We start from the raw sequence: 26,831 nt of genomic DNA, 5'->3' as shown, positions 1-26,831 counted from the left end.
ATAACATACATTATGGAACTAAAGCGCGTGCCGCCGGATACCGACTAGTCTGTGTTTCAAGTCGCTGCAGAGCCCCAATGATCGGGCTTAGCGAGCAACGTCGTCTGCGCTCACCAGGAGCTTATCGATCCGGCGACCGTCGAGGTCCACCACCTCGAAGCGCCACCCATCTTTTGCGAAGCTTTCGCCCACGTCTGGAAGATGGCGCAGTTCCTGCAGCACGAAGCCTGCGACGGTCTGATAGTCGCGATCGTCCTCGATCTTAAAATTCATGAAATCGGCGAATTCATCGATGGGCATCCAGCCGGACACGAGATAGCTGCCGTCATGACGGCGGACGATGGCCTGTTCGCCGCCGGCATCGGCTTCCTCCTGCACAGCACCGAGAATGGCCTCGAGAATATCACCCGATGTGATGACGCCTTCGAAGTGGCCATATTCGTCATAGACCAGCACCATATGCGACGAGGATCGACGCAGCGCCTTGACGATATCAAGCGCGCTCGAAAGGTCCGAAACGATCGGCACCTGCTTGGCCAGCGCCAGAATATCGACAGCGCCGCCGGAGGTCAGCCCATCGAAGAAATCACGCGTCGTCAACACACCGACGATCTCGTCGGAGCTATCCTTGCGCAACGGCAGTCGCGCCTTTTCGGTGCGGCGAAGCTGCTCTCGGATTTCATCGAAATTGTCTTCGATGTCGATGACCTCCACATCGCGGCGCGGCGTCATCAGCGCTCTGGCATTTCGGTCGGCCAAGCGCATGACGCTCGAGATCATCGCCTGTTCTTCCGTAGCGATAACTCCGGCGCTCTGCGCTTCGGCCAGAACCGTCTTGATTTCTTCATCGCTGACGCCGTCCGCGGCCTTGCCGGATTGACCGAGCGCGCTCAGGACCAGCCTTCCCGAAATGTCGAGAAGCCAGACGAGTGGTGCTGCGGCACGAGAAAGGAATACCATGGCCGGCGCAACCTTGCTGGCAACGGCCTCAGGCGCCCGAAGTGCCACCTGCTTGGGCACCAGTTCTCCAATGATCAGTGACAGGTAGGTGATGGCGACGACAACAGAACCGACGCCGATGGTATCGGCAACCGCAATCGACAGGTCCTGCGCAGCGAGCCAGCCCGACAGCCGGGCGCCAAGGGTGGCGCCCGAAAAGGCGCCGGACAGAATGCCGACGAGGGTAATGCCGATCTGTACGGTGGACAGGAAGCGGCCCGGCTCTTCGGAAAGCCTTATCGCCATTGCAGCGCCGCGGCTGCCTTGGTCTGAAAGGACCTTCAGCCGGGCGGGCCGTGACGAGACGATCGCCAGTTCCGACATGGCAAGCACGCCGTTAAGGAGGGTGAGAACGATAACGATCGAAATTTCGACAAGCAAAGCCGGCCCTTTTTGGTTCATCGGAAAGATAGGTGGCGGGGGCAGCAAAAGCCAGCATGCCATGGGCATGATTTCTCTGGCGCCACCATTAAGAGCGGTTCGCTGAACCTAGCGCATGGCCGGCAGGATATCGGCGGCAAGCTCCTCCATGACCTCGCCGAGCGACCTGCCCTGCGCGATGAGGTTGAAGGCGACGTGATGAATGCCGGCTTCGCGCATCGGCGACAGCGTCTCGATCAGCCCTCGCCTGCCGGTTCTTCCGCCGAGATTGACCTCCTCGTACGGCGCATCGGATTTGTCGAGCAGATCCAAAACCATCGATTGGCCGAAGCCGCGGAAATCGGTGACGACCTTTGTCTGGGCATTATGCCAAAGCCCCAGCCGGTCTTTCTGAACCGATAGCGGGCGGTAGTAGGTCATCCAGGCCTCCGCATGTCTGGCGATCCATTCAAGTGATTGCGACGATGATCCGACAGCCACCATCGGAATGGACGGCTGTTGCAAATGAGGCCTTATGGCGAATTCTTCCCGCACGCGATCGTCGGCGCCGATGATCTTCTGATCAGGACGGAGAGCGGCGGCGAGGCGCTCCCAATGCGATTGGAAGAGCGTCTTGCGGTTCTCGACATCTTCTCCGAACACGTCGTATTCAGTCGGTCGGTCTCCGGAGCCAAGGCCGAGGATAAACCGTCCTTTCGACAGGGATGTCACCGAAAGGGCAGCCTTGGCGATATGGAGCGGATGCCGCAGAGGCAGAACGATCGCGCCCGTTGCCAGGGCGATCCTGGATGTCGAGGCCGCCAAAGCCCCGAGGAAGACCCACGGGTCGGCATGGCCGATCGGGTCGGGATAGCTTTCGCTGTTGAGGGGAACGTCCCTTACCCACAAGGCATCGAAACCCAATCTATCTGCTTGAGCGGCGACATCGAGCTGATCGTCGAACCGCATGTCGGCAAGGGTTCTCTCCTGCGCCGGAAGGACAATGCCGAATGAAAGCCGATCTCTTTGGAAAAGCACGTTGCGCCCTGAATCTTGTTGTGTCTGGCAGGGAGATAAGGCGGCTTGCCATCGGGAAAAAGGGCTGGCGTCGGGTTCTCTTTGCGACAGTGTGACATTCGCTTGGCATAACCCGCCCAAAGAGGCGGACCATGCAGCTTGGAAATGCATTTTCGATTGAAGCTTGTGCCGGCAGCTCAGCTTGCGGCGATGCACTGCTTGACGAAATCGCGCAAGGCCTTCTTTTCCAGGCCCTTGGCGGTGCCCTGGTCATGGCAGGTCTTACGCTTCGCCAGGACTGGATATTTCTGCTGCAGGCAGCTGTTCACCGCGTCCTTGCGAGCCTGGCCCTTGAGGCCCTGCCCTGTCGCATCCTGCCGGCAGGCTTGTCGCGCCGTCCTGATTTCATCCTTGGACGGCATAGCGCCAGGGGATGCGGGGGTGGACGAGGTTGAGGCAGGAGCCGGTGTCGTTGTTGTCGGCGCGGGTGTCGTCGTCTGCGCGAAGACCACGGTTGCCGAGGACAGGGTGAAGAGAGCAGCGGCGGTCACGCTTAGCAGCTTGCGGGTCATGGCATATCCTTTTGCCTGAAGGCCATTCATGTTCAAGCCGCCGACCTCATCGCGAGGCCGGCGTTTTCTTGAACGTTGGCGATCGGCATATCCGTTGCTCGGGCTGCCACTAAATCTGCGACCGGCGGGCGGCCCGGATCAGTAGACGACGACGCCCCTGACGCTCTTTCCGGAGTGCATGAGGTCGAAGCCCTTGTTGATGTCTTCGAGCGGCATGGTGTGGGTGATCATCGGATCGATCTCGATCTTGCCCTCCATGTACCAGTCGACGATCTTCGGCACATCGGTGCGGCCGCGCGCACCGCCGAATGCCGTGCCCATCCAGGTGCGGCCCGTCACCAGCTGGAACGGCCGCGTCGAGATCTCCTGGCCGGCCCCGGCAACGCCGATGACCACAGACTTGCCCCAGCCGCGATGCGAGGCTTCGAGCGCCTGGCGCATCACCCTGGTGTTGCCGGTGCAGTCGAAGGTATAGTCGGCCCCGCCGATCTGGTCGGCGCCGCGCTTCGTCATGTTGACGAGGTAGGGCACGATATCGTCGCCGACCTCCTTCGGATTGACGAAATGCGTCATGCCGAAGCGCTCGCCCCATTCCTTCTTGTCATTGTTGAGATCGACGCCGATGATCATGTCGGCACCGGCAAGCCGCAAGCCCTGGATGACGTTAAGGCCGATGCCGCCAAGACCGAAGACGATCGCCGTTGCCCCCATCTCCACCTTGGCGGTGTTGATGACCGCGCCGATGCCTGTGGTAACGCCGCAGCCGATATAGCAGATCTTGTCGAAGGGGGCGTCGGGATTGACCTTGGCGACGGCAATCTCCGGCAAGACCGTGTAATTGGCAAAGGTCGAGCAGCCCATATAGTGATGGATCTTGTCCTTGCCGATCGAGAAGCGCGAGGTGCCGTCCGGCATCAGGCCTTGCCCTTGCGTCGAGCGGATCGCCGTGCACAGATTGGTCTTGCGCGACAGGCAGGACGGGCATTCGCGGCATTCGGGCGTGTAGAGCGGAATGACGTGATCGCCCTTCTTCACCGAAGTGACCCCCGGCCCGACATCGACGACGATGCCGGCACCCTCATGGCCGAGGATGGCCGGGAACAGCCCTTCCGGATCGGCACCCGACAGCGTGAAATCATCGGTGTGGCAGATGCCGGTCGCCTTGACCTCGATCAGCACCTCGCCGGCCTTCGGCCCCTCCAGCTGAACTGTCATCACTTCAAGCGGCTTGCCGGCAGCAACGGCTACCGCGGCGCGAACGTCCATGGAAATCTCCTACAAAATCAATAGTCTACAGCTAGAATTTCATTTGATTTGTTAGTTAGCTATCCTTGCCCACAAATCAAGTATTTCCCGCCTCATAAGCAGCGATTCTTCCCAGCGATCGGTAGTGTCTTCGCCGTCCCTTCCGGTGATGGCATAGGGTTTTGGCCCCAACTCGCAGGTGAAGGCGAGCGCTGCGTCCTTGCCGGCGCGCTTTTGCCAGCTCTTGAAGCCATATTCCCACCAGCCGAGGAAAAGATCGACCCAGGGCCTGTGATGCGGGAAGGAAATCTCGATCTGGACCTGTTCGCGCGAGGCGACGCGGCCGTGGAAGGCCCAGGAACTGTCCAGTATCCGATGAATAAGCGCATGGTTTTCGTCGGATACCGGCCAGGCGAATTCGCGTCCGACGAGGAAATGGGAGATATCGCCGAGCAGTCGCAGTTCCGGCAGCCGATCGAGCAGATCGAGCGTGAAGAACAGATCCGTCGTCATCCGGTCGCGATGCGTCTCGATCCAGACGTCGATGCCGGCCTCCTCCCCCAGACGCTGCCAGCCCTCCAGCAACGGAATGCAATCCTCCAGCCGCCGCAGCCGCACGTCAGGCTGCAGACAGATGTGATGGACATTGTGTTCGGCGGCAACCTCGAGCACAGGCTTCAGATCGTCGACGGTCTTCGGAAAGCACTGGCCTTCCGCCTGCAAGCTATGCTGCTTGAGCAGGCCAGCGACGCGGGAAACGACATTGCGGTCGTACCAATGGGTGCTGATGCCGTTAAAGCCGGCGGCCGCGATCTTTTCGATATTCTCTTCCAGAGAAAGCTCCGGATGTCGCGCGCTGCGTCGCTCCATGGACCAGAGCGACTGGAATATGAGCAAGTCTTGCATAGGTTCTCCCTGCCAGTGAGCTGCTCAGATCACGAATCCGAAGCCTTTGCCAGTCATCGCGGTGATGGCTTTTGATCATCAGCGCGTTTCATTGCAAAGCCGATGTATTCGCATGCCGCGACCGCCGCGGCGTGATGGTTTTTCATCAAAATACTTTCGGAGGCCTCTCCTTCCCTGATTGCGGTCCCGGCGAACGTCCTGCCACCGTGAGCAAATTTCATCAAATCAATGCTGTCGTTTCGAGCAGACACCGCTGACACTGACCGCATAGTTCATTCACCGGGAGGCACATCATGGACGACACGCTCTACGGCACGCGCGACAAGCGCGGCGACTGGAAGCCCAACAAGCTTCTGCAATATCCGCCTGTTTTCATCTGGCCGGCAAAACCGATCGCCTTTCTGAAATGGTTCTTCGGCTATCCCGGCTACCTGATGCCCTGGAATGTCGTCTATGCCGTCGTCGCAACGCTGCTGTGGCTCTACGCGACGCCCTCCATGGAGACCATGAAGACGCTGGCGCCGGGCTGGATCGCCTATCTCCTCCTGCGCAACGCCGCGCTGGTCTTCCTGTTCTTCGGCGCCTTTCATCTGCGCCTCTATATGCAGAAGAAGCAGGGCACGAGCTTCAAATATAATAGCAAGTGGCCATCGAAGGATAACTCGGCCTTCCTCTTCAGCAACCAGACCGTCGACAATGTGATCTGGACTTTCGCCAGCGCCGTACCCTTATGGACGGCCTTCGAAGTGCTGACGCTCTGGGCTTTTGCGAATGGCATCATTCCCTATGTCGATTTTGCCGAACACCCGATCTATTGCGCCATCGTCATGCTGCTGATCCCGGCATTCCGCGATCTGCACTTCTACTTGGTGCATCGCCTGATCCACTGGCCGCCGCTCTACCACACGGTCCACAAGCTGCATCACAACAATGTCAATCCCGGTCCTTGGTCCGGCCTCGCCATGCATCCGGTCGAGCATCTTTTGTATTTCTCAGGGGTTCTTATCCATTGGATCGTGCCGTCCAATCCGATCCATGTCCTGTTCCATCTGACGCATGCCGCCCTTGCACCTGCACCGGGGCACGCCGGCTTCGACAAGATCGTGATCGGCGAGGAAGCCGGGGTCGATACCCATGCCTATGACCACTACCTCCATCATAAATTCTTCGAGTGCAATTATGCCGACGGTGTGATCCCGCTCGACCAATGGTTCGGCACCTTCCATGACGGCTCGAAAGAGGCCGAGGACCGCATGAACAAGCGCTTCATGGAGCGCGCCAAGAAATACGCGGAGAAGCAAGCGCGTCGCTCCCGCACGAGCTAGCGCGCATGGAGGACGGCCGGATTTTTCCCGGCAGTGCTATCGAACTCTGTAACTTGCCAAGGGAACTGCTTGCTCCATATGCGCATTTGGGCTCTCCCCCGCCGCCAACTTAACTTGTCGTCGATGGCGGCAAATGCCGGAGCCTGAGGCCCTCCTTCCGCAGGCTCCGGCCTTGTCACTTGGCGGTGACTGGGGCCGATATTTTCCGCCGTATAGGTCAGGAATGGGCAGGATCGCGATAGAATCTCGTATCCAGGGCGCGCCTTGCCTGCGTTTCAGGCGCCTGATCGAGAACGTGCGTCATCAGCCCCGAGGCGATGAAGCGGCGGGTTTCATTATTGAGCGCATGTGCGATCCAAACACACTCGCCTCCCCGTTGTTCCTGAAAACGCTGAAGCACCGAGCCGACGCCGAGATTGGCGCCGCCGGCATTATAGACGCCGACGATATCCGCTCCTCCCTGATGAAAAATGATCATGATCGGCGTGGAATATGAAGGGTCATTTCGCGCATGCTTGGAACAAGCCGGGAGGAAAAACGATGCGCAATCAAAGCGCAACGTCAACTTGCTCTCCGAATTAGGCGATGCTTTTCGCACCTTGCGACGATTGCAATGAGGAGGAAGAAATGACGAACTGGGTTGATGCCTGTGCTGCCGATGAAATCGATCAGGAGGATGTTGTCCGCTTCGATCATGCAGGACGAACTTTCGCGATCTATCGCAGTCCTGACGACGACTATTTCGCGACCGACGGCCTGTGCACTCATGAGAAAATCCATCTGGCCGACGGATTGGTCATGGACGACACCATCGAGTGTCCGAAGCACAATGGCCGCTTCAGCTACAAGACCGGTGAAGCCCGCGGTGCGCCGGTCTGCATCAACCTGAAAACCTACCCTGTCAAAGTTGAAGGCGATCGCGTCATGATCGGCATCGGCGCATGAGCGGCGATGCGGGCATTATTATCGTCGGTGCCGGCGAATGCGGCGCACGCACAGCGCTGAGCCTGCGGGAGAACGGCTATCGGCACACGATCACCCTTATCGGCGACGAAGTCCATCTCCCCTATGAGCGGCCACCTCTTTCCAAGCAGGTTCTGCTCGACGAAGCGGGGCCGCAGGCGCCGGCCGTTCTCAGCGATATCGTGCTCGGCGAGCGGGCGATCCGGCATATCGGCGGCGCATCGGCAAGCGCTATAGACACCTTGGGGAAGCAACTGATCCTCTCAGATGGCCGGGCGCTGTCCTACGGCAAATTGCTGCTGACGACGGGTGCGGCACCCCGGCGATTGCCGAACGCGCCCACCGGCGGACGGATATTTTATCTGAGGACGATCGACGATGCGCTTGCACTTCGCCCATGGATCCGAGCCGATATGCATGTGGCTGTGCTTGGCGGCGGCTTCATCGGTCTCGAGGTTGCCGCATCGGCGCGCAGCCGTGGCGCGAAGGTTACGGTCATCGAGTCGCAGGAACGTATTCTCAAGCGCGGCGTCCCGGAACCAATCGCCGAAACGATCGCCGACCTGCATCGGCGCAACGGCGTCATCGTAAAATGCGGTGTGGCGGTTCGCGGGATCGAAGCGGATGAACGACGTGTCGATATTTCCCTTTTCGATGGAGATCTGATCTCGGCAGATGTGCTGGTCGTCGGGATCGGTGCGCAGCCTCGCACCGAGCTTGCCGCTCAGGCCGGCATTGCGGTCGACAATGGCATTGCGGTCAATGAGCGCCTGGAGACGTCGGTGACGGATATCTATGCCGCCGGCGACTGCTGCTCATTTCCGCATCCGCTCTATGGCGGCCGCCGGCTGCGTCTCGAAGCCTGGCGCAATGCTCAGGATCAGGGCATGCTCGCCGCGGCAAATCTGGAAGGTGCGGCGCGCAATTATCACGCCGTTCCCTATTTCTGGTCCGACCAGTACGATCATACACTGCAGATCGCCGGCCTCGTCGATGAGGGTCGCACGGTCGTTCGAAGGGACCTTGGGGATGGCGCCTTCGTCCTGTTTCATCTTGACGGGGAACAGCGGCTGGTCGCCGCAAGCGGCGTCGGTCCCGGCAACAAAATTGCCAAGGACATCAAGCTGAGCGAGATGCTGATTGCCAAACGCGTAGTCCCGCCGATCGAGGCCTTGGCGGCCGACGTGAACCTGAAGTCTCTCTTGCCAAAGGCAGCGTAAGAGATCGCTGTTTCGTCAATTCATGAGCAGGCGACATAAGTGCTTGCCGTCTTTAGGCGCTAGTCGCGGAGGCCGATCTCACTACATCTCTTTCTAGCCGCTGGCGGGCTGGCTGTGACGTGGTCGTCGCATTGTTGGACCGGCAGCATCGCCCAAGAGGAGAATGTTGATGCCCCATCTGATCCTGAAAATGGTGTCGGGACGAACCGAGACACAGAAGCGAACCGTGGCTGAACGCTTGACAAAAGTTATCGTCGAGACGCTCGGCGTCGATGAAGGTTCGGTGTCCGTCGCGATAGAAGATGTCGCTATGGCCGATTGGACCGAAAGCGTCTATGTGCCGGATATTCAAGCCAAGCCCGACGCAATCTATAAGAAGCCCGGTTATGACCCATTTCCATGAGGTATTTCGGGCGTATTTCAGAGAGGCTTTCCGGATAGACGCAAAGCGCCGCCCGAGCCGATATCCAGAGCGAGATGATCGTAGTTTTCGACATTCGGATGCCGCGTCAACAGCGGCGCCCGATGGGTCGCGCTGATGACAAGCACGGAAGCGCCTGACGCTTCCGCTGCCTCTATGCCAGCGGGCGCATCCTCAAAAATAAGACAATCTTCAATGGGTTGCGCTAACATCTTCGCAGCTAAAATGAAGCAATCTGGTGCTGGTTTGCCATTCTGCACATCCTCTCCGGCAATCAGAACCGGCGGCCAGGGAAGCCTGGCCGCCTGAAGGCGAACTTTGGCCAGCTCTCGCGGCGCAGAGGTGACGATCGCCCACCGATCCGGCGGCAGGCTTTTCAAGAAGCCGATGGCACCCGCGATCGGCTCCACGCCGGTAACGTCATCGATTTCGGCTTGGGTGAGGATGCTGACCTCTTCGGCGGGATCAATCCCAGAAAGGCCGAGCCGGGTGATCGTCTCGATCGCTTTGCGGCCGTGAACGGTCGCCAGCAGGCTGACGGCGTCGACGCCGCGTCTTTCCGCCCAGGCGGTCCAGACACGTTCGGCGACCGCAATCGAATTCAGGACGGTTCCATCCATGTCGAACAGGAAGGCGCCGAAGGAGCGGCCGTCGAACGGCATCAGGATCGATCCTCGGCTTTCTGGTTGGATGACAGGCGATCGAGAATGGCCTGCGCAGTATTGGCGTCCGTGACCAGTGCATTGATCATTCCCGATCGTGCCGCTCCGATGATGCCGCTTGCCTTGCCGGGGGTTGCAGCGACTGCGATACAGAGCGGCACCTTGCGCAATTGTTCGGGCGAAGCGGCGATCATGCCCTCCTCTCCATCCCAATGCAGGATTTCGCCAGCCTCGGTGACATAGTGGCGCAGCACGTCCCCGGCCGCGTGGCTCAGCGCCTTTTCGCCGGGCAAAGCCGGCTCGGAAGGGTTGGAGGCATGCGTCAATCCGACGCCGACGATCGCCGCATCCAATCTGTCCCAAAGGGAGGTCACCTGCTGCACGGTAGGGTCGCCCAGAAATGCGTCCCGGAGTTCAGTCGAGGAAATATAAGGCGCATGCAGGAAGTGGGGCACGCCTCCCATCTGGGCTGCCGCCTGGCGGACGAATTCGTTGATCTGGAAGTGCGGGGCTGCCTGCTGCATGCCGCCATTCAGCGCGACCGTGACGATACCGGGCAGTTGCGGCAAGCCCGCCAATGTCACCTCGCGTACTGCCCTTCCCCACCCGATGCCCAGCGTCGAGCCGGAGCGCAGACCCGCCTGCTGCAGAAGCGAGCCGACCGGTGCGGAGAGCGCGCTCAGCACGTTTGACGACGGCGTATCGATTACCGAGGCCGCGCGCAGTTTCAGGCCGTCGGTCAGCGCAGCGCTCAGATCCTCGGCGGGCGAGAGATCGATCACCTCGATCCGGACGATCCCGATCGCCCGGGCTCGCTGCAGCAATCGCGAAACCGTCGCCGTCGATAGGCCGAGCTTCCTGGCGATATCCACCTGCGACATGTCGGACTGGTAGTGCAATTTGGCGACCGTATGCAACAAAGCGCGATTTGCCGCAGCCTCCTGCGATTGAGACGAATTCAGGTTGAAATTCCTTTCTGTAATGTGTTACGCATGCGGTACTTGAGGGAGTTATCGCTCAAAACAGCCGGTTTCGCAACGTTTATACCGCGCATGGGAGCCCTCAATTTCAAGAGCATGCCCCTCTTCGAGGAGTGGAGAAGGCGTGCTCGGACGGGTGCCGTTTTGCAACGGCTGGAGGAAGGATCATATGACGAAATTGACGACAGCGGAGATGCGCGGGTACCAGCAGATTTGTGGTAGCGACGGTGCCATGATGGTGATTGCCTGCGACCAGCGCGGCGGCATGCGCAGCCTCCTGGCCAAGGATCCGGCCGAGCAGGCTGCCATCTCCGACCAGGTGCTGGGCGACACGAAGGCCGATATCGCCCGGTTCCTGGCAAGCAAGGCATCCTGCGTGTTGGTCGATCCGATCTGCGCCGTGCCGGCACTGGTCGATGATCGCGTCCTTCAGCGCGACACCGCGCTGCTGATCGGGCTCGACGCTTCCGGTTGGGATACCTCGCCGGAAGGGTATCGTCTATCGAAGCTGGTCCCTGGCATTTCGGCGCGCCGCGTGCGCCAGCTGGGGGCAACAGGCGGCAAGATCATGGTCTATCTGCGCTCGGATCGGGAAGCGGCGAATGCCCACAATATCCGGATCCTGAAACAGTGCATCGAAGACTTCGCACACGAAGATCTTCTGCTTGTCGTCGAATTCCTGACCTACAAATTCGAAGATGAGGACGAGGTCGACCATAAAGCCAAGTTGCCGTCCCTGATCGTCGGCGGCAGCAAGATCTGCCTGGAACTCGGCGCGAAGGTTTTGAAAATCCCCTATCCGGGATCGTCGGAAGCCTGTGCCGAAGTTACGCGTCTTGCCGGCGACGTACCATGGGCGGTGCTCTCTGCTGGCGTCGACCATGCGACCTTCCTGACACAGGTCGAGAATGCCATGCGCAACGGCGCTTCCGGCGTGATCGCCGGCCGCTCGCTGTGGAAGGATTGCATCTCGCTCGATCGCACGGTGACGAAAGATCGGCTGGAATCGGTCGCGGTGCCAAGGCTTCGCGAAATCCAGGCTGTCATCGCGACGCACTTCAAGGGCACGGGCTCGCACGGCGCTGATCAAAGGCAGCGCGCCAATGTCTGACATCGCCATAGGCGTCGATATTGGCGGCACGAATATTCGTGCGGCCCTCGTCTCCGCTCGCGGCGAGATTCTTGCCAAACTGTCGGAACGAACCCCGGCCGATCCCTTGCAGGTGCTGGAGCGCGTCATCGCAATGGGGCGCGAACTCGACGGAGCCGAAGTCTCGGGGATCGGCGTCGGCATACCCGGGCGGGTCGATGTTGCCAGCCGCGAGATCCTGTCCGGCGGCATCCTCAACCTCGCCGGCCTCGACTTCGTGCCGCGGATCGAGGCGGCCCTCGGAAAGCCTGTCGGCATCGAGAATGATTGCAGCATGGCGCTGATCGCTGAAATGCGGATCGGCGGCGCCAAGGGCTATCGAAACGTTGCGATGTTGACGATCGGCACGGGTATCGGCGGTGCTCTCGCCCATGCCGGTCGCATTTATCACGGGCATAGAGCCGCCGGGCAGCTCGGTCACATCTGCGTATCTCAGGATGGCCCACCCTGCCCCTGCGGCAGGTGCGGCTGCGTCGAGACCTTCAGTTCCGGAACGGCATTGCGCCGTCACATCGCCGAAGCGGGATTGTCCGTCGTGACGATCGGGGAAATTTTCAGCATGGCAGCCGAGGGGAATGATGCGGCGGCGCGCGTGTTGCGCCAATGGGCAGTCCCCTTGCGGGCGGCGCTCGACAATATAGCAGCGACGATGGATCCCGAAGTCATCCTGCTTGGTGGCGGGCTCGGCTGCGGCGCGGCGCGTGCCCTTGCAGACCTGCCGGCGGTCGCACCATGGTTCCGCCCCGCGATATTGCCGGCGAAACTCGCCGACGATGCCGGAGTGATCGGCGCGGGCCTGTCGACTTTCACTGTGGATGCGCCGTCACAGGAAAAGCGGGCACAGGGAAAGCGGGTCGTCCTGGTCAACGGCGTGCCCGCCTCCGGTAAAAGCCGCCTTGCCAAGGCTTTGTCTGAGAGAACCGGTTGGCCTGTTCTGTCCCTCGATGGCATCAAGAATCCGTTCCTACAGCATATCGGACCTGTCGATCGCGACTTCAACCGGACCTTGGGAAAGGCGAGCTACCAGGCGATCTGGTCCGTCATCGCCGAGGCGCCGGCCGGCTCGACCTTCATCATCGATGCCTGGTTCGGTTTTCAGCCGAAAGCGCAGCTCGAAAGCTATATCAGTGCTGCGAAGGTCGGGGATGTCGCCGAGCTTTGGTGCAAGGTGCCGGGATCGGTTGCGGGAGAGCGTTATGCCAGCCGGCTGCAGGATCGATTGCCGGGCCATCCGGGCGCCGACTATGTGCCGGAGCTGATGGCGCTTGCCGATCGTGCCGAGCCGATGGGCTGCGGCGCCGTGATGACGGTCGACCAGACCAAGGAGCCGGACATGGACGCGATTCTGGCTTGGGTTTGGCGCGTGTTCGACCGCGAATAATGTCCGTCGCCGTCCGGATGGACGGCTCGGCTGCGGAATAATGCTGAACGTCGTGCGACGCTATGTCTCCCGGCGGATAATGATATTGCCGCCATCATCGAATTGCTTAAGTATATCAATTGGATAAAAGAAATTCTTTGCAGAAAAAAATTACTTGACGTGCCGCAGTAACCTACTGATTATCGCTGTGCCGGACAGGGGAGGTTCGGCTTCAAGAGGAGGAAAATTATGGAGCGCCGCTCATTTCTCAAGGCTTCGGCCGTGGCATCGCTCGCTACGGGTGTTGCGGCTGTTGCCGGCACCGCCAAAGCTGCAGACAAGAAATTTACGATTGCCCTTATTCCGGGCCTGACGACCGATGCTTTTTACATCACCATGCGCAAGGGCGCCGAGGCCGCGGCCAAGGCCATCGGCGCGACGCTGGTGTTTCAAGGCGGCCCCGATTTCAACCCGGTGACTCAGGTTCCGGTTCTTGACGCGGTGATCGCCAAGAAGCCCGACGCGATCCTCATCGCACCGACCGACAAGGATCAGTTGATCCAGCCGCTCAAGAAGGCGGCGGATGCCGGCATCCCGGTCATCACCGTCGACACCTTCATCGGCACCGGTGTCTACCAGACCGGCAAGGGCGATGCCGATTTTCCGCTGGCCTACATCGCTTCGGACAACCTGCTCGGCGGCGCGATTGCCGCACGCGCGCTGGCGAAAGCCGTCGGCGAAAAGGGCAAGGTCTACGTTTCCAACGTGAAGCCCGGCATCTCGACCACGGATCAGCGCGAGCAAGGCTTCAAGGAGGAAATGAAGAAGTATCCGAACATCACCGTTCTGGAGACGCAATATAACGACGACGACGCCAACAAGGCGGCATCGCAGCTGCAGGCGGTCTTTGCCCGCAACTCCGATCTCGATGGTGTCTTCGGAGCCAATCTGTTCTCCGCCCTTGGTGCCGCCAACGGCGTGCAGCAGGCCGGCCAGACGGGTAAAATTCGCGTGGTCGCCTTCGATGCGCCGACGTCGATCGTCGACAACATCAACTCCGGCCTCGTCGATCTGGCGATCGCGCAGCACCCGGCTGAAATCGGCTATTTCGGCGTGATGGCAGCCTACGCGCACCTGACCGGCAATTCGATCCCGACGGCGATCGGCACCGGCTTCACGGTCATCGACAAATCGAACGTCGCGGACAAGAATGTCGCGAAGTTCATCTACTCCGATTGATCCGGAGATAGTCTGTGCCTCGCCGAAGGGCGAGGCACATCATCCAACGATGATAGAGCGAACTGCGCCGTGATCTTGGCGCGTTCAACGCTTCAGTTTGGACCAGTTCATGACAATCGACAATGCAGAGATCCGCAAGGCGGATCACCACGTGGCGCCGCAGGCGGACCACGGCGACCAAGCAAAAACCATCCTAAACCGCATCGCGCAATTGCGCGCATGGCTCTTTCTTGCCGGGCTTATCGTGACTTTCGAGATCTGGGCGCGGATCGATTTCGGTGGCACGTTCATAGGCTCGAGCTTCAACTGGCAGTCCGTCGCGGTCTTCGCAGTGGCGCCGCTGCTGCTGGCGATCGGACAGACCTTCGTCATCATTTCCGGCGGCATCGATCTATCGACCGGCTTCATCATGGGGCTTGCCGCCGTCGTCGCCGCGCACATCGCCAATATCGCCGGGCTCTACATGCCGCTGCCGATAGCGATGGTATTCGGTATTCTCGTCGCCATGCTGGCCGCTGCCATACCCGGCTTCATCAACGGTCTGCTGATCTCCCGTCTCAAGGTTCCGCCGTTTATCGGCACGCTTGGCATGTTCGGCGTTGCGCGTGGTACGGCCTTCCTGATTGCGGGCGGTACCACTGTGCCGGTCAAGAATTCCTATTTCGCCGAACTCGGCAATGGGCGGCTCTACGGCGTGCCCTATCTCGTCATCGTTACGCTGGTCTTCGTGGTGATCATGCATTACCTGCTGAGCCAGACCCGCTTCGGGCAGCATAATTATGCCATCGGCGCGAATGCGCAGGCCGCGCGCCGTGCCGGCATCGACATCAAGTCTCATCTGCTGCGGCTCTATATTCTCTCGGCCGTTTGCGCAGGCCTGGGCGGCGCTCTCTATGCGGCTCGTTTCACCGCAGGCGCCGCCCAGGCCGGCGAACCCCTGTTGCTCGATAGCGTGGCTGCCGTCGTCATCGGCGGCGCGAGCCTATTCGGCGGCTCCGGCACGATCATCGGCACCATTGCCGGTGCTCTCGTCATCGCCGTCATCCAGTACGGCCTCGTCTTCATGAACGTGGAACCGTTCTGGCAGTTCATCGCCGTCGGCATCGTCATCATCATTTCGGTGCTCATCGACCAGGCGCAGCGCCGGTTCAGCGGAGCGAAACAGGATGAATAGTGCAACTCCCCTCCTCGAGGTTCGCAATCTCTCGCGCTATTTCGGCGCGGTGCGTGCCCTCGACAATTGCTCCATGGTCGTGCGGCCCGGTGAAGTCGTGGCGCTTGCCGGCGATAATGGCGCGGGCAAGACCACGATGATCAAGGCGATCTCCGGCGTCTATCCGCCCACCGCGGGCGAAATCCTGATCGAAGGCAAGCCCGTCACCTTCTCATCGCCGCAGGATGCGCGCGAGAAAGGCATCGAGACGATCTACCAGGATCTGGCGCTTGCCGATAATCTGACGATCGGCTCCAACATCTTCCTTGGGCGCGAACCGATGAAGAAGCTCTTCGGCTTCCTGCCGGTTCTCGACCGGAAGGCCATGGCGGAAGCAGCACGCAAGACGATGGCGGAGCTCGATTTCCATGTGAAGCGGCTCGATGCGCCGGTCAGCAATTTCTCCGGCGGTCAGCGCCAGGCGGTCGCGATCGGGCGTGCGGTTTATTGGAATGCCCGCATTCTGGTCATGGATGAGCCGACGGCGGCGCTCGGCGTGCCGGAACAGCGCAAGGTCGTGGCCCTCATCAAGTCGCTGAAGGCGCAGGGGCGCGGCGTTATCTTCATCTCGCACAATCTGCAGGATATTTTCGCAGTCTCTGACCGCATCGTCGTCCTGCGGCGCGGGATTGTGGCCGGCGAACGCAACATCGCCGATACCAATCATGAGGAAGTCGTCCGGCTCATGATCGGCGGCTAATTCGTCACCGAACCAACCTTCATTCAAAACAAGGTGATAGCGATGATGTGTTGTCGCTATCACCTTGTGCGTAAGGACTTTTGGATTGGTCGTTTGGCACTGCTTGAGCTTTTCCCCGCGCCGAATATTGCCTCGTAACGAGATAGCGGTGTTCGTCAATCGATATGACTGTTGCTGGCCACGTGCCGTGCTATGCGTGATATCTGCTATTCCGACAACCAACATCGACTGGAAGAGCATTCCGGCGAAGATCGCGGGAAACCGAGCGCACGTCTTGGAGGCAGGCAGGAATGAGCAAGACGGATAATATCGTATCCTTCACCGGAGCGCCTCCGACGGCGAACGATATCGCCGCAATCGCGCGGCACAACGCCACGATCGCGATTTCACAGAACGTCGAAGACAAGATCGCCGCCGCCCGCGCAATCGTCGAACGCTACCTGGCGGCCGACCGGCCTGTTTATGGTTTGACGACAGCATTGGGCGCGGGCGTCGACACTCGCCTTGCAACGGACGACCTCATCGCCTTCCAATTGCGCGTGCCACAGGCGCGGGCCGTAGGGGTCGGGGCAGCGCTGCCGCTGGAATCCGTGAGGGCAATGATGGCCGCCCGCGTTGCCGGCATGGCGGCTGGCGGCTCCGGCGTGTCGCTTCCGGTTTTCGCCGGCCTCGTTAAGGCACTCAATGCGGGCTTTCATCCGGTCGTGCCATCGCTCGGTTCGATCGGCGCTGCCGATATTGCACCTTTGGCGCATATGGCACGGGCTCTGTTAGGGGATGGCGCGGCGGAAGTGGATGGCACGATCATGCAGGCACCGGACGCTCTCTTGAAGGCCGGACTGAAACCTCTGCCGATCGCGCCGAAGGACGGCCATGTCCTTGTCGTTGCCAACAGTCTTTCGGTCGGCAAGGCCTGCCTCTGCATCGAGGATATCGAGCGGCTGTTTGATTGGTCGCTTGCGGCTGTTGCGTTGAATTTCGAGGCCTTCCGTGCGAACGTCTCTGCCTTCGACGACCGGGCGCTGGCGGCCAGGCCGGCCTTCGGCCAGCGCGAGGCAGCGGCAAGGCTTCGCGAGCTGCTTTCCGGAAGTTCTCTTCTTGTCGATGGTGCGGCACGGCGCCTGCAGGATCCGTTGAGCTATCGCTGCGCTCCCCAGGTATGGGGCGCCCTCCTCCACGCGATCGGCGAGGCGCGCACCGCAACCGAGATCGAACTTGCGAGTTCCGGCGACAATCCTGTCGTGCTGGCCGACGAAGGGCTCATCCTGTCGCATGGCAATTTCGACATGACGGCCTTCGTTCTGGCATGGGAGCGGCTCGGCCAGGCAATCTCCCATTGTGCAGCAGGGGTGGCCTATCGAACCATGAAGATCATGTCACCGGCCATGTCAGAACTGCCGCGGTTCCTGACGCCGCTCGGGCAAAGTAGAACAGGCTTTGCCACCGTGCAGAAAACAGTCTCGGCACTCGAAGCCGAGATACGCCATCTGGCCATGCCCGTCTCGCTCGCGCCTATTCCGGTTGCGGATGGCGTCGAGGATCAGGCATCGATGGCGCCGAGCGTCCTGACAAAAATCGAAGCGATGATCGAGCGGCTGCGCTATCTCGTCGCTATCGAGCTTGTCGCATCCGCCCAGGCTGTTGATCTGCGCGGCGCTGTGGGCGAGCTTGGCGGCGGGACGCTGCGCGCCTATCTCAAGGTGCGCGAACTGGTTCCGCCGCTGGAGGAAGATCGTGCGCAGGGACCAGATTTTCAAAGACTGTCGGAGTTCATTAAGAACGCCGACCTGATGGAGACGGCTTCCTGATCGATATAGCCGCAAGGTGGTCCACGCCCGTCGCCTTCCGCCGGTCGCCCATGCGGCTTGGATCATTCGTTAAACCGGCGCAGCTGGTGAAAAGGCCTGGAGAACGGTAATGCAGGAAATCTGGATCGACTATTTGAATGCTATCGACGCCAAGGCGCTGGCGCTTTCCGATGACGAAATCCTCGACGCCGTGACCAGGGCGCTCGATGCGCAGGGGCGCGGCGAGACAGTTATCGAGCCTCGCGTTCATCTCGTGCCCGAGAGTTCCGACAAGGGTCATTTCAACGTGCTGCGCGGCTATGTGAAGCCGCTCGACTATGCCGGCGTAAAGGTCGTCGGCGATTTCGTCGACAACTACAAGCAGGGACTGCCCTCGGAAATGGCGGTCCTCAATCTGTTCGATCCGCGCACCGGCGTGCCGAAGGCCATCATCGATGCGACTGCCATCACCGACATGCGCACCGGTGCCGTCACGGCCATCGGCGCACGCCATCTCGCCCGCAAGAATAGCAAGATCCTCGGCCATATTGGCGCGCGCGGCACCTCCTATTGGAACGTGCGGCTGCTCGATCACATCTTCGATTTCGACGAGATCCGCGTGCATTCGCGCCGCCCGGAAAGCCGGGATGCCTTCGCCGCGCGGCTGGAGAAGGATCTCGGCAAGAAGATCATCGTGACGGACAATTGGGAAGATTGCCTGAAAGGCGCCGACATCATGATCGAGGCAAGCCGTCTGCCGGAGCCGACGCCGCTCTTCAAGACCTCCTGGGTCAAGAAAGGCGCTTTCGTCGTGCCTTATGGCACGATGAGCGCGCTCGAATTCGACCTGACCGATATCATGGACAAGGTCGTGGTCGATGATTGGGGGCAATGCGGCCCCGGTCGCCCCTTCGGCGCGCTGCGTCGTCATGTCGATGAGGGTAAGGTGACCGCCGAAACGCTGCATGCGGAGATTGGCCAGATCGTTTGCGGCGCCAAGCCCGGCCGCGAAAGCGATGATGAGACGATCCTCTTCTGGCATCGTGGGCTCAGCACGACCGATGTCGCGCTCGGCGCGGCGATGGTCGAAAAAGCAAAGCGCATGAACATCGGCCAACGCCTTCGGTTTGCGTGACGCGCTATGATGATGTCTCCTGCTCCCCCTCCCGCCATCGCCTGCTCGCGAATGTACAATCTGAGCCCGAAGATATCAGGGCTTTGGGACCGCCTCTTTCATTGGCTTGCGCATCGGTCTGATGTTGAGCTCGAGGTCATTGCCCATGCCGCGCCGGCGCCGCTTTCCGAGCTATGGGCTCGCCCGGATATGGGCGCAGTCTTCATGTGCGGCTTTCCGTTCTCTCGACTTGCGAAAGCAGAGCGTCCGCTGCCGCTCGTGGCGCCTGTATCGCTGGCGGATTGGGCAAACGGGCAAGCCGTCTATGCCAGCCATATCGTCGCCGCACGTGATAGGCCGCTCGCGAAGGCCGATCTTGCAGCAATGCGCTGGGGCTGGACGGTGCGGGACTCGCAATCGGGCTACAATGCGCCACGCGAATTCTTTGCCTCACTTGCCGGCGGACAGCCGGCGAGCAAGACCTTCGGTCCGCTCCTCAATCCGCGCGGCGTAATCGAGGCGATCCGTTCAGGCGCCGTCGATGTCGGTGCGATCGACGCCTATGCTTGCCAGCTGCTGGAGATGCACGAGCCGGACATGATTGCATCGTTGCAGGTCATCGCCACAACGAAGCCGGCTCCCTTCCCTCTACTGGTCGCCTCGCAACAGCAAGCACCCGAAACCGTCGCAGCGCTTCGGGCTGCTCTCCTTGGCGCGCACAAGGACCCGGTAGGGCGCGATATCCTTGGGTCGCTCGGCTTGGCTGCTTTTGCCGAACCGGACATTGCCGCTTATGAGCTGCTGCCTGCGCGGGCGCACGCTGTCGATGAAGCTCTCGGGACGTGGTGAGGCTCGAACGAGCTTTCGTCGTTTTGCCGCCATAGCGAAAGAAAGCAGTCAGTGGGCAGCGCATTCTGCGCTGGTGGCTTGCTTCAACAATTTGCCGGCAGCGATGCGCAGGCATTCCTCGAACGCGGTCAGATCCAGAAAGAGCTGATTCGCCGCGACCTGACGCGTTATGATGATGCCGTCGCGTGCCGCGATGCCGCCGTCGAGCATCAGATTGTCGGCCATATCGAAGTTTTCCAGCGCCATTCCGTCGGGACCGCGATGGCGTCCATCCGGACCGAGACGAACGTCGCCATTGTAAAGTCCGCTCACGCGCTCGAAATGATTTTCAGTGCAGTTGGAAAAGGCGAATGCCGGGCAGCCGCGTGCGCACATGAAGCCGAGCTCGAAGGCTGTGCCGACATCCGCGGCAATACCGCGAAACGGCGTCAGGTTGGCGATGATAAGATCGGCGCTCGACATCAGCTTCTCGTTGATCGCGCTAATGGCAAGACCCCGCTCCCGGCGTGTCTCCGTCTCAGGCACCACCAGATCACCGGGCGAGACGGGGGTAAATCCGTAGCTGCGAGCCAATGCGATCTTGCGATCGAGGATTTCTCTTGCGTTGGGAAGAAAGACTTCGGGGCCTGCCAGATATGCTCTCAATAGCTTTGCCTCTCGACATGATATTGCGCCGCGGGAATTGCGGAACCATATGAAGCCCTATGGCCGATTCAAGCCTCTTCTGCCATAGCCTGAAACATAATTTACGAAATCGCGAAATAGAGGCGATTGCCGTTTCCCGGCCGCTGACGAGGCGCGTATAGTCATGTTCAGTATCGAGTGGCGTCGACGGCCTGTGACAGGTGACGGAATTTGTGGGGTATAAGGAAATGCAATCTTCCATTGAGGCAATTGCCGATTCATCACGTGACGACAGCGGCAACTGGCCGACGAGGCAAAGCAAGATTCTCGATTGGCTGATGAATGATGTGCGCGACCAGCGTTTCATCGACAATATCCTCGTCGAGCTATGCGAAAAGATGCGCGCGTCCGGAATTCCGGTCGCAAGAGCGAGCATGCATTTCCGGACTCTGCATCCGCAATGGCTCGGCGCACGGATTCTCTGGCGTACCGGAATGAAGGAAGCCGATATCGCGACCTTCAGCTATGGTGTCGAGAACACGCCGCAGTTTCTGGCAAGTCCCATCAACGAGATCTTCAACGGCGCGACCGAGGTCCGGCAAGATCTGCAGGTTTCCGGCAAAGATCAGCTGGCCTATCCGTTGTACAAGGAAATGTATGAGGAGGGGCTGACGGATTATATTGCCTGGCCGATTTATCATACGCTTGGCAAGCGTCACATCGCCACCTTCGCCTCGGATGCACCCGGCGGCTTCACCGAGCAGCATGTGACTTTTTTGAGGGATTTGCTTCCGGCCCTGACCATGGTGACCGAGATCAGGTTGAAGAACATCATGGCGCGCACGCTGTTGCGCACCTATGTCGGTCCGCATGCCAGCGAACAGATCCTGGCAGGCGCAACGACACGCGGCAGCGGCGCTACGGTGGGCGCAGCCATCCTCATCTGCGATCTAAGAGATTTCACCACTATTTCCGATATGTGGCCGCGGGACGACGTCATCGAACTGCTCAACGGCTATTTCGATGCCATGGTCGAGCCGATCGAAAAGCATGGCGGCGAGATTCTCAAATTCATGGGTGACGGATTGCTCGCGATCTTTCCGTTGAGCGATCCCAATGCATGTCACAATCTTCTTCTCGCCATCAGCGAGGCGCAGGCGGCTGTCGGAGTGCTCAACGAGGAAAACCGCAAGCATGGCCGCGAAGTGCTGCGCTACGGTGTCGGAGTGCATGTCGGCGATGTCATGTACGGCAATATCGGCTCGCGCACCCGTCTTGATTTCACCGTCATCGGTCCGGCCGTCAACATTGCGTCGCGGCTGGAATCGCTGACCAAGGAGGTCAAGCGGCCAGTGCTGTTGTCGAAGGCATTCGTCGATATGGCCGAATGCCGGCGCGATATGGAGAGCCTCGGCTCCTTCCCTCTCAAGGGTCTCGGCGAACCAGTGGATGTCTACGCCTTCGCGGCAAAGGAGAAGCTGCTGCAATCCGGCTGATCGCCGAAGGCAAATCTCTTGGCGGCGCGGCGATTTGATACGACGCGACTCAGTCGGTTGCAAAACGTGAAATGGTCGGGGGTGCCGCTGCGGACCCAGTTCCCTATATTGTGAAGTGGATCATGACGATAGCCGCCTTATTTTTGGGATCGTTCTGCGCGTACGTACGTTTAGTAGGGGTTGATTCTATCGGCTCGACCATGAGGGTGCCTGCCGCCCCATAATACTCTGACAAGGAGAAAACAGATGAGAAAAATTTTGACCCTGGCGTTTTCAGCAGCATCTTTGATCGTTGCAGGCACGGCGGTGGCACGGGCGGCGGACATGCCGACCACCTATCGTGAAGAGCCGGACGAGCGCAACGGCGTGAAGATCGGCTACCTCGAATGCGAAATCGGCGGCGGTGTCGGCTATGTGCTCGGCTCGGCCAAGGAGGTGGATTGCACCTTCCATTCGACGGTCGGACGCGAGCGCATCGACCACTATACCGGTGCGATCAGGAAGATGGGTGTAGATCTCGGCTTTACGACCCGCAGCCGGCTTGTCTGGTTGGTCTTCGCGCCGACAGCCGGCTATCATCATGGTTCTCTGAGCGGCCTCTATCAGGGCGCCACCGTTGAAGCGACCGTCGGTGCAGGCGTCGGCACGAACATTCTCGTTGGCGGCACCTCCGGCTCGATCCATCTTCAGACCGTAAGCGTGACGGGTCAGCTTGGACTGAACGTTGCTGCGACCGGTACGTCGGTTACGCTGACTTCGGCCGATTGAGGCTTTCGGCCACAGCCTTATCGCATGATATGGCCGCTCCCGCCTGGCGCTGGAGCGGCCATTCTTTTTCGTGCGGACGGCGCGCCAGCGCGGCGCTATAGCTGGAGCAATTCCAGGAAAAGTGCGTAGCGGTTTTCCCTCCGGAATTGCGGAAAACAAGAGGAAAAAGCCTTTTCGCGATTCGAAGAAAAGCGGAAATGCTCTAAGCAAAACCGAGTGATTCATTGGAGCCAGGTTCATGACCGATACCGTCACCGATCGTTTTCTCCGCTACGTTGTCATCGATACGCAATCGGATCCGACCTCGAGCGCGCAGCCGTCCACCGAAAAGCAGAAAAATCTTGGACGAGTCCTCGTTGACGAATTGCTGGCGATCGGCCTTACCGACGCACATCTCGACGAGCACGGCTATGTCTATGCGACCATTCCATCGAATGTCGATAAACCTGTTCCCGTGATTTGCTTCTGCTCCCACATGGACACGGCGCCCGACTTCACCGGCACGAATGTCAAACCGCAAATCCTCAAGAACTACGGGGGCGGCGATATCCGCCTTCCCGGCGATGCTCAGCAGATTATCCTTGTCGACGAGCACCCTGCCCTACGCGACCAGATCGGCAATGACATCATCACCTCGGATGGTACGACGCTGCTCGGCGCCGATGACAAGGCGGGTCTCGCCGAGATCGTGGCCGCCGCCCAATATCTTGTCGACAATCCGGACATCCGTCACGGCACCATCAAGCTCCTGTTCACGACCGACGAGGAGATCGGACGCGGCGTTGACAAGGTCGATCTGAAGAAGCTGGGGGCACAATTCGCCTATACGGTCGATGGCGAAACGGCAGGCCATATAGAAGACGAGACTTTTTCAGCCGACAGCGTCGAGATTGTCATCCAGGGCGTTGCCATTCATCCAGGCTTTGCCAAGGGAAGGATGGAAAATGCCATCAAGATCGCCGGAGCGATCATCGACAGGCTGCCGAAAGACATTGCTCCCGAAACGACCGAGGGCCGGGAAGGCTTCATTCATCCCACTGGCATCAGCGGTTCGATGGAGAAGGCGGCGCTCGGTTTCATCATCCGCGATTTCGACGAGGCGGGTCTTGCGGTCAAGGAGAACACGCTGGAGCAGATCGTCAAGGACGTTATGACCGCCTATCCCGGCTCCTCGCATACATTTACCGTCAGGCACCAATACCGCAATATGAAGGCAATCCTCGATCGCCACCCGCAGATTGTCGAGAATGCCGTCGAAGCCATCCGACGGGCCGGCATGATGCCGGTTCGCGGCAGCATTCGCGGCGGTACGGACGGTTCCAGGCTCTCGTTCATGGGCCTGCCCTGCGCCAATATATTTGCCGGCGGACATGCTTTCCATTCGCCGCTGGAATGGGTCAGCCGCCAGGATATGGAAAGAGCCGTAAAGACGCTCGTTGAATTGGCGAAGATCTGGGCGGAACGCGCCTAAGCGTTCCCGAGAATAGGTATTTTCCTAATCTACCAATCTATGCGAGCGACGTTGTCAAGTGCCTCGCGGCCTCGTCGCAGCATCACGCCAGGCGCATCCGCCGCCTTCGTCAATATGTGGCGGGCACCGGCCAGCGGGTGAAAGCCAACCCCTTCCTCCACCACCGGAGGTGGATCGTCGTCCCTGACCAGGGATGGCTCCGCCTCGGCATATTGCGGATATCCCGAGATCAGCGGATCGCGTGATTCGCATTGCGGCAGGCAGCGATCGAAACGCTCGACGTCACCGGATGCTGCGACACTCGTTTTAACGGCATCGGTGCGCGAGGCGACCTTCTTTGCCGAAGTGCTGTTTTTCGCAGCGGCGAGAGGCGACGGCTGTGGAATCGGCACCGACATCACCTGTTGGGCGGGGCTCGCATCCACCACGACCTGCAACCCATTCGTCGCGACGTGGTCCAGCAGCTCGCCGCTGCTGATCGTAATTCGACCGCTATCATCGATAATGCGCATGGCGCGTTCCGTCGGAGCCGTCTGAACAATCATGTAGAGAGCACCAACCACCGTGCCGCAAACGGCGAGCCCGGAACCCAGCCGCCGGGTCGTCTCGCTTTGGCCGTTCCACCATCTCATAGGCTGCGTATCCATCGATCGCTCCTTAGGACAAGATCTCGCTTGCCCATTTTGACGGGAACTGTGGCGCAGCTTTTACCGAAACATGGCTAATTGCGGACCTTTTGCAAAAAAATGTTGATGAAGGGGTTTGTCCGAGAGAGACGATCGGCAAGGCAGGAGCCGCCGCTCGATCCGTGAGCCCGGAAGCCTCTTTCTCAAACTTTGACCCGGGCGAATCGTCACCCATTTTCCCAAGTGCGTGATTCGCGGAATATGAGGCTCATATTCTCGCCACCACCATCCAGCTTCGGCGACCATGGACTTCATTCATCATTAACCAAGTTGTTCAAAATTACCAGTCATATTCATGTAATCGCTCTATAAAACGAAATTATACTTCGGGGGTATTCTTTCGATACTGTAGCGTTCTCGTCCGGTCTTTTCTACCTCATTGCCAGCAAAGCAAATATGTGATTATTTTATCATATTCTGATGTTTATGCGGGATGTGCTGAGGGGGAATACGAATGCTGAGAATGCTGTGCGGCGCCGGCGTTGCTGCTTTCACAACGATCGCAGCAACGCCGACCGCCATGGCTGCGACCGCGACGGCCAACATGACAGTCCGCATTACCATCCAGGCGCAGTGCCTGATCCAGAGCGCCAACGATCTTGATTTCGGCACGAATGGCGTCATCGCCGCCAATATCGATCAGGCCACCACCATCGGCGTTCAGTGCACATCGGGGCAAACCTACAATATCGGCTTGAGTGCCGGCGCTGGCAGCGGAGCGACGACGGCTGTTCGTGTGATGACCGGGCCGAGCAGCGCAACGATCAACTATGGCATTTATCGCGACGCCGCCCGCACGCAGACCTGGGGCATAACTATAGGTACTGACACCGTCACGGGCACAGGCAATGGCGCGGTCCAGAACATAAACGTCTACGGCCGGGTGCCGCCACAGACCACGCCGGCCGCCGGCGTCTACACGGATACCGTGGCGGTCACCGTCACCTACTGAAAACCCGTCAATTGAGGAGGCTGTCATGCAACGCATGTTGCCATGCATTGCCGCGTCCATGCTTTTTTGCCTCAGTGCCTACGGCATCAACGCGGCGTCCCTGCGCGTGGCGCCCACCAGTCTCGAACTTGTCGCGCCAGCCAGCGCGACCGTTTTGAACCTCGGCAATGACGGGGATCATCCCATCAATGTTCAGATACGGGTTTTCAAATGGAGCCAGGCCGACGGCATAGAGCGCCTGGAGCCGACGAGAGATGTTGTCGCCAGCCCTCCTTCGACGAGGATGAACCCGAACGGTCAGTATGTCGTCCGAGTGATCCGCACGAGCAAGGCGCCAGTCAGAGCCGAAGAGACCTATCGCGTCATCGTCGACGAATTGCCCGACGCGTCACGGACACGGGCCGGCACGGTCACGCTCATCATGCGTCAGTCCATTCCCGTCTTTTTCAAGCAGGCGGATGTGAAGGCGCCAGATGTCTCCTGGAGCGTTGCCCGTCAAGGCAGCGGTCTCGTTCTGGTCGGTAGGAACAATGGCGGCAGCCGCTTCCGGTTGTCGAACCTCACTCTGGCGCAAGGAGGGACGAAGATCAGCAACCGCAACGGGTTGGTCGGATATGTGCTCGGCGGTGCGACGATGCAATGGCCAATCGGGACGACGAAGTCCCTTTCGGGCAGCGCGGTAACGCTACATGGCCAGAGCGATCTTGGGCCGTTCGATGCAAAAGTCGCCGTTAATCAACGGTAGCGCTGGT

Annotated in this window: 27 protein-coding genes; 17 read left to right on the top strand and 10 right to left on the bottom strand. The window is 59.9% G+C overall.

The annotated features are described in order from the left end of the window. Positions 1-87: 87 nt before the first annotated feature. The 5 genes from FP026_RS16830 to FP026_RS16810 form a co-directional block, all read right to left on the bottom strand. Positions 88-1,380 carry a hemolysin family protein gene (locus FP026_RS16830; protein ID WP_149635741.1) on the bottom strand — a complete coding sequence of 431 codons (1,293 nt, stop codon included), beginning with the start codon at positions 1,378-1,380 and terminating at the stop codon, positions 88-90. A 108-nt stretch (positions 1,381-1,488) separates the two neighbouring features. Continuing rightward, positions 1,489-2,397 carry a TIGR03571 family LLM class oxidoreductase gene (locus tag FP026_RS16825; RefSeq protein WP_149635740.1) on the bottom strand — a complete coding sequence of 303 codons (909 nt, stop codon included), beginning with the start codon at positions 2,395-2,397 and terminating at the stop codon, positions 1,489-1,491. A gap of 176 nt (positions 2,398-2,573) precedes the next feature. Next, on the bottom strand, positions 2,574-2,948 hold the full coding sequence (locus FP026_RS16820) for a PsiF family protein (RefSeq protein ID WP_149635739.1): 375 nt from the start codon (positions 2,946-2,948) through the stop codon (positions 2,574-2,576). Between the two features lie 138 nt (positions 2,949-3,086). After that, positions 3,087-4,214: an S-(hydroxymethyl)glutathione dehydrogenase/class III alcohol dehydrogenase gene (locus tag FP026_RS16815; RefSeq protein ID WP_149635738.1), complete on the bottom strand. Its 1,128-nt coding sequence runs from the start codon at positions 4,212-4,214 to the stop codon at positions 3,087-3,089. Positions 4,215-4,265: 51 nt separating this feature from the next. Beyond that, entirely contained in the window at positions 4,266-5,099 is an 834-nt protein-coding gene (locus FP026_RS16810) for a sugar phosphate isomerase/epimerase family protein (RefSeq protein ID WP_149635737.1), read from the bottom strand. A 293-nt stretch (positions 5,100-5,392) separates the two neighbouring features. On the opposite strand from FP026_RS16810, the gene FP026_RS16805 reads away from it, so the two are divergent. Next, positions 5,393-6,424, top strand: a complete 1,032-nt coding sequence (locus FP026_RS16805) for a sterol desaturase family protein (RefSeq protein ID WP_149635736.1) — start codon at positions 5,393-5,395, stop codon at positions 6,422-6,424. A 217-nt stretch (positions 6,425-6,641) separates the two neighbouring features. Here FP026_RS16805 and FP026_RS16800 read toward each other — a convergent pair whose 3' ends face one another. Beyond that, on the bottom strand, positions 6,642-6,902 hold the full coding sequence (locus FP026_RS16800; protein WP_149635735.1) for a hypothetical protein: 261 nt from the start codon (positions 6,900-6,902) through the stop codon (positions 6,642-6,644). Between the two features lie 149 nt (positions 6,903-7,051). On the opposite strand from FP026_RS16800, the gene FP026_RS16795 reads away from it, so the two are divergent. From FP026_RS16795 to FP026_RS16785, 3 genes are all read left to right on the top strand, one after another. Next, positions 7,052-7,369 carry a MocE family 2Fe-2S type ferredoxin gene (locus FP026_RS16795; RefSeq protein ID WP_149635734.1) on the top strand — a complete coding sequence of 106 codons (318 nt, stop codon included), beginning with the start codon at positions 7,052-7,054 and terminating at the stop codon, positions 7,367-7,369. After that, on the top strand, positions 7,366-8,607 hold the full coding sequence (locus FP026_RS16790) for an NAD(P)/FAD-dependent oxidoreductase (RefSeq protein ID WP_149635733.1): 1,242 nt from the start codon (positions 7,366-7,368) through the stop codon (positions 8,605-8,607). Before FP026_RS16795 ends, FP026_RS16790 begins: the two co-directional genes overlap by 4 nt. A gap of 169 nt (positions 8,608-8,776) precedes the next feature. After that, a complete protein-coding gene (locus FP026_RS16785) occupies positions 8,777-9,010 on the top strand; it encodes a tautomerase family protein (protein WP_149635732.1) in 234 nt (77 codons plus the stop codon). A gap of 17 nt (positions 9,011-9,027) precedes the next feature. Here the strand turns inward: FP026_RS16785 and FP026_RS16780 are convergent, their stop codons facing one another. Both FP026_RS16780 and FP026_RS16775 read right to left on the bottom strand, forming a co-directional pair. Then, positions 9,028-9,690, bottom strand: a complete 663-nt coding sequence (locus tag FP026_RS16780) for an HAD-IA family hydrolase (RefSeq protein WP_149635731.1) — start codon at positions 9,688-9,690, stop codon at positions 9,028-9,030. Further along, the gene (locus tag FP026_RS16775) at positions 9,690-10,610 is read right to left on the bottom strand and encodes a sugar-binding transcriptional regulator (RefSeq protein ID WP_149635730.1); all 921 of its coding nucleotides are present in this window, start codon (positions 10,608-10,610) and stop codon (positions 9,690-9,692) included. The genes FP026_RS16780 and FP026_RS16775 overlap by 1 nt, the downstream gene beginning before the upstream one ends. Positions 10,611-10,839: 229 nt before the next feature. Between FP026_RS16775 and FP026_RS16770 the strand changes: the two genes are divergently transcribed. The 8 genes from FP026_RS16770 to FP026_RS16735 all read left to right on the top strand — a co-directional run bounded on the left by FP026_RS16770 (position 10,840) and on the right by FP026_RS16735 (position 20,082). Continuing rightward, a complete protein-coding gene (locus tag FP026_RS16770; RefSeq protein ID WP_149635729.1) occupies positions 10,840-11,781 on the top strand; it encodes a tagatose-bisphosphate aldolase in 942 nt (313 codons plus the stop codon). Further along, on the top strand, positions 11,774-13,201 hold the full coding sequence (locus tag FP026_RS16765) for an ROK family protein (protein ID WP_149635728.1): 1,428 nt from the start codon (positions 11,774-11,776) through the stop codon (positions 13,199-13,201). Before FP026_RS16770 ends, FP026_RS16765 begins: the two co-directional genes overlap by 8 nt. Before the next feature lie 228 nt (positions 13,202-13,429). Beyond that, positions 13,430-14,419: an ABC transporter substrate-binding protein gene (locus FP026_RS16760; RefSeq protein WP_149635727.1), complete on the top strand. Its 990-nt coding sequence runs from the start codon at positions 13,430-13,432 to the stop codon at positions 14,417-14,419. A gap of 109 nt (positions 14,420-14,528) precedes the next feature. Beyond that, positions 14,529-15,593, top strand: a complete 1,065-nt coding sequence (locus FP026_RS16755; RefSeq protein WP_149635726.1) for an ABC transporter permease subunit — start codon at positions 14,529-14,531, stop codon at positions 15,591-15,593. Then, positions 15,586-16,332 (top strand): ATP-binding cassette domain-containing protein, encoded by a 747-nt coding sequence (locus FP026_RS16750; RefSeq protein ID WP_015343065.1) that lies wholly within the window; start codon positions 15,586-15,588, stop codon positions 16,330-16,332. Before FP026_RS16755 ends, FP026_RS16750 begins: the two co-directional genes overlap by 8 nt. A 290-nt stretch (positions 16,333-16,622) precedes the next feature. Then, entirely contained in the window at positions 16,623-18,140 is a 1,518-nt protein-coding gene (locus tag FP026_RS16745; protein ID WP_149635725.1) for an HAL/PAL/TAL family ammonia-lyase, read from the top strand. A gap of 109 nt (positions 18,141-18,249) precedes the next feature. Then, on the top strand, positions 18,250-19,254 hold the full coding sequence (locus tag FP026_RS16740; RefSeq protein ID WP_149635724.1) for an ornithine cyclodeaminase family protein: 1,005 nt from the start codon (positions 18,250-18,252) through the stop codon (positions 19,252-19,254). Between the two features lie 12 nt (positions 19,255-19,266). Next, positions 19,267-20,082 (top strand): phosphate/phosphite/phosphonate ABC transporter substrate-binding protein, encoded by an 816-nt coding sequence (locus tag FP026_RS16735; protein ID WP_432444126.1) that lies wholly within the window; start codon positions 19,267-19,269, stop codon positions 20,080-20,082. A 48-nt stretch (positions 20,083-20,130) separates the two neighbouring features. Here the strand turns inward: FP026_RS16735 and FP026_RS16730 are convergent, their stop codons facing one another. After that, positions 20,131-20,727 carry a nucleoside 2-deoxyribosyltransferase gene (locus tag FP026_RS16730; protein ID WP_149635722.1) on the bottom strand — a complete coding sequence of 199 codons (597 nt, stop codon included), beginning with the start codon at positions 20,725-20,727 and terminating at the stop codon, positions 20,131-20,133. A gap of 227 nt (positions 20,728-20,954) precedes the next feature. Here FP026_RS16730 and FP026_RS16725 point away from each other — a divergent pair, with 227 nt between their 5' ends. The 3 genes from FP026_RS16725 (at position 20,955) to pepT (ending at position 24,441) form a co-directional block, all read left to right on the top strand. Further along, a complete protein-coding gene (locus FP026_RS16725) occupies positions 20,955-22,202 on the top strand; it encodes an adenylate/guanylate cyclase domain-containing protein (RefSeq protein WP_149635721.1) in 1,248 nt (415 codons plus the stop codon). Positions 22,203-22,448: 246 nt separating this feature from the next. Continuing rightward, positions 22,449-22,970 carry a DUF992 domain-containing protein gene (locus FP026_RS16720; protein ID WP_149635720.1) on the top strand — a complete coding sequence of 174 codons (522 nt, stop codon included), beginning with the start codon at positions 22,449-22,451 and terminating at the stop codon, positions 22,968-22,970. Between the two features lie 238 nt (positions 22,971-23,208). Beyond that, positions 23,209-24,441 carry a peptidase T gene (gene pepT, locus FP026_RS16715; RefSeq protein WP_149635719.1) on the top strand — a complete coding sequence of 411 codons (1,233 nt, stop codon included), beginning with the start codon at positions 23,209-23,211 and terminating at the stop codon, positions 24,439-24,441. Positions 24,442-24,470: 29 nt separating this feature from the next. On the opposite strand, the gene FP026_RS16710 is transcribed toward pepT, so the two are convergent. Beyond that, a complete protein-coding gene (locus FP026_RS16710; protein ID WP_149635718.1) occupies positions 24,471-25,088 on the bottom strand; it encodes a hypothetical protein in 618 nt (205 codons plus the stop codon). A gap of 493 nt (positions 25,089-25,581) precedes the next feature. Here FP026_RS16710 and FP026_RS16705 point away from each other — a divergent pair, with 493 nt between their 5' ends. Both FP026_RS16705 and FP026_RS16700 read left to right on the top strand, forming a co-directional pair. After that, positions 25,582-26,079, top strand: a complete 498-nt coding sequence (locus FP026_RS16705; protein ID WP_188112595.1) for a Csu type fimbrial protein — start codon at positions 25,582-25,584, stop codon at positions 26,077-26,079. 25 nt (positions 26,080-26,104) lie between these two features. After that, positions 26,105-26,824 carry a fimbrial biogenesis chaperone gene (locus tag FP026_RS16700; RefSeq protein WP_149635788.1) on the top strand — a complete coding sequence of 240 codons (720 nt, stop codon included), beginning with the start codon at positions 26,105-26,107 and terminating at the stop codon, positions 26,822-26,824. Positions 26,825-26,831: the final 7 nt, after the last annotated feature.

Origin of the sequence: Martinezella tropici (genome assembly GCF_008370325.1) — a bacterium.
Lineage (GTDB): Bacteria > Pseudomonadota > Alphaproteobacteria > Rhizobiales > Rhizobiaceae > Rhizobium > Rhizobium tropici_B.
The sequence above is the reverse complement of the archived record's forward strand: the minus strand, read 5'-3'. Positions and strand labels throughout refer to the sequence as shown.

Excerpts from the sequence above, each read along its gene's own strand:
- FP026_RS16760 (WP_149635727.1), top strand. The coding sequence starts at position 13,430 with ATGGAGCGCCGCTCATTTCTCAAGGCTTCGGCCGTGGCATCGCTCGCT.
- FP026_RS16820 (WP_149635739.1), bottom strand. The coding sequence starts at position 2,948 with ATGACCCGCAAGCTGCTAAGCGTGACCGCCGCTGCTCTCTTCACCCTG.
- pepT (WP_149635719.1), top strand. The coding sequence starts at position 23,209 with ATGACCGATACCGTCACCGATCGTTTTCTCCGCTACGTTGTCATCGAT.
- FP026_RS16740 (WP_149635724.1), top strand. The coding sequence starts at position 18,250 with ATGCAGGAAATCTGGATCGACTATTTGAATGCTATCGACGCCAAGGCG.
- FP026_RS16790 (WP_149635733.1), top strand. The coding sequence starts at position 7,366 with ATGAGCGGCGATGCGGGCATTATTATCGTCGGTGCCGGCGAATGCGGC.
- FP026_RS16765 (WP_149635728.1), top strand. The coding sequence starts at position 11,774 with ATGTCTGACATCGCCATAGGCGTCGATATTGGCGGCACGAATATTCGT.
- FP026_RS16700 (WP_149635788.1), top strand. The coding sequence starts at position 26,105 with ATGCAACGCATGTTGCCATGCATTGCCGCGTCCATGCTTTTTTGCCTC.
- FP026_RS16785 (WP_149635732.1), top strand. The coding sequence starts at position 8,777 with ATGCCCCATCTGATCCTGAAAATGGTGTCGGGACGAACCGAGACACAG.
- FP026_RS16755 (WP_149635726.1), top strand. The coding sequence starts at position 14,529 with ATGACAATCGACAATGCAGAGATCCGCAAGGCGGATCACCACGTGGCG.
- FP026_RS16805 (WP_149635736.1), top strand. The coding sequence starts at position 5,393 with ATGGACGACACGCTCTACGGCACGCGCGACAAGCGCGGCGACTGGAAG.
- FP026_RS16795 (WP_149635734.1), top strand. The coding sequence starts at position 7,052 with ATGACGAACTGGGTTGATGCCTGTGCTGCCGATGAAATCGATCAGGAG.
- FP026_RS16720 (WP_149635720.1), top strand. The coding sequence starts at position 22,449 with ATGAGAAAAATTTTGACCCTGGCGTTTTCAGCAGCATCTTTGATCGTT.
- FP026_RS16710 (WP_149635718.1), bottom strand. The coding sequence starts at position 25,088 with ATGGATACGCAGCCTATGAGATGGTGGAACGGCCAAAGCGAGACGACC.
- FP026_RS16800 (WP_149635735.1), bottom strand. The coding sequence starts at position 6,902 with ATGATCATTTTTCATCAGGGAGGAGCGGATATCGTCGGCGTCTATAAT.
- FP026_RS16705 (WP_188112595.1), top strand. The coding sequence starts at position 25,582 with ATGCTGAGAATGCTGTGCGGCGCCGGCGTTGCTGCTTTCACAACGATC.
- FP026_RS16750 (WP_015343065.1), top strand. The coding sequence starts at position 15,586 with ATGAATAGTGCAACTCCCCTCCTCGAGGTTCGCAATCTCTCGCGCTAT.
- FP026_RS16770 (WP_149635729.1), top strand. The coding sequence starts at position 10,840 with ATGACGAAATTGACGACAGCGGAGATGCGCGGGTACCAGCAGATTTGT.
- FP026_RS16735 (WP_432444126.1), top strand. The coding sequence starts at position 19,267 with ATGTCTCCTGCTCCCCCTCCCGCCATCGCCTGCTCGCGAATGTACAAT.
- FP026_RS16815 (WP_149635738.1), bottom strand. The coding sequence starts at position 4,214 with ATGGACGTTCGCGCCGCGGTAGCCGTTGCTGCCGGCAAGCCGCTTGAA.
- FP026_RS16725 (WP_149635721.1), top strand. The coding sequence starts at position 20,955 with ATGCAATCTTCCATTGAGGCAATTGCCGATTCATCACGTGACGACAGC.
- FP026_RS16810 (WP_149635737.1), bottom strand. The coding sequence starts at position 5,099 with ATGCAAGACTTGCTCATATTCCAGTCGCTCTGGTCCATGGAGCGACGC.
- FP026_RS16745 (WP_149635725.1), top strand. The coding sequence starts at position 16,623 with ATGAGCAAGACGGATAATATCGTATCCTTCACCGGAGCGCCTCCGACG.
- FP026_RS16780 (WP_149635731.1), bottom strand. The coding sequence starts at position 9,690 with ATGCCGTTCGACGGCCGCTCCTTCGGCGCCTTCCTGTTCGACATGGAT.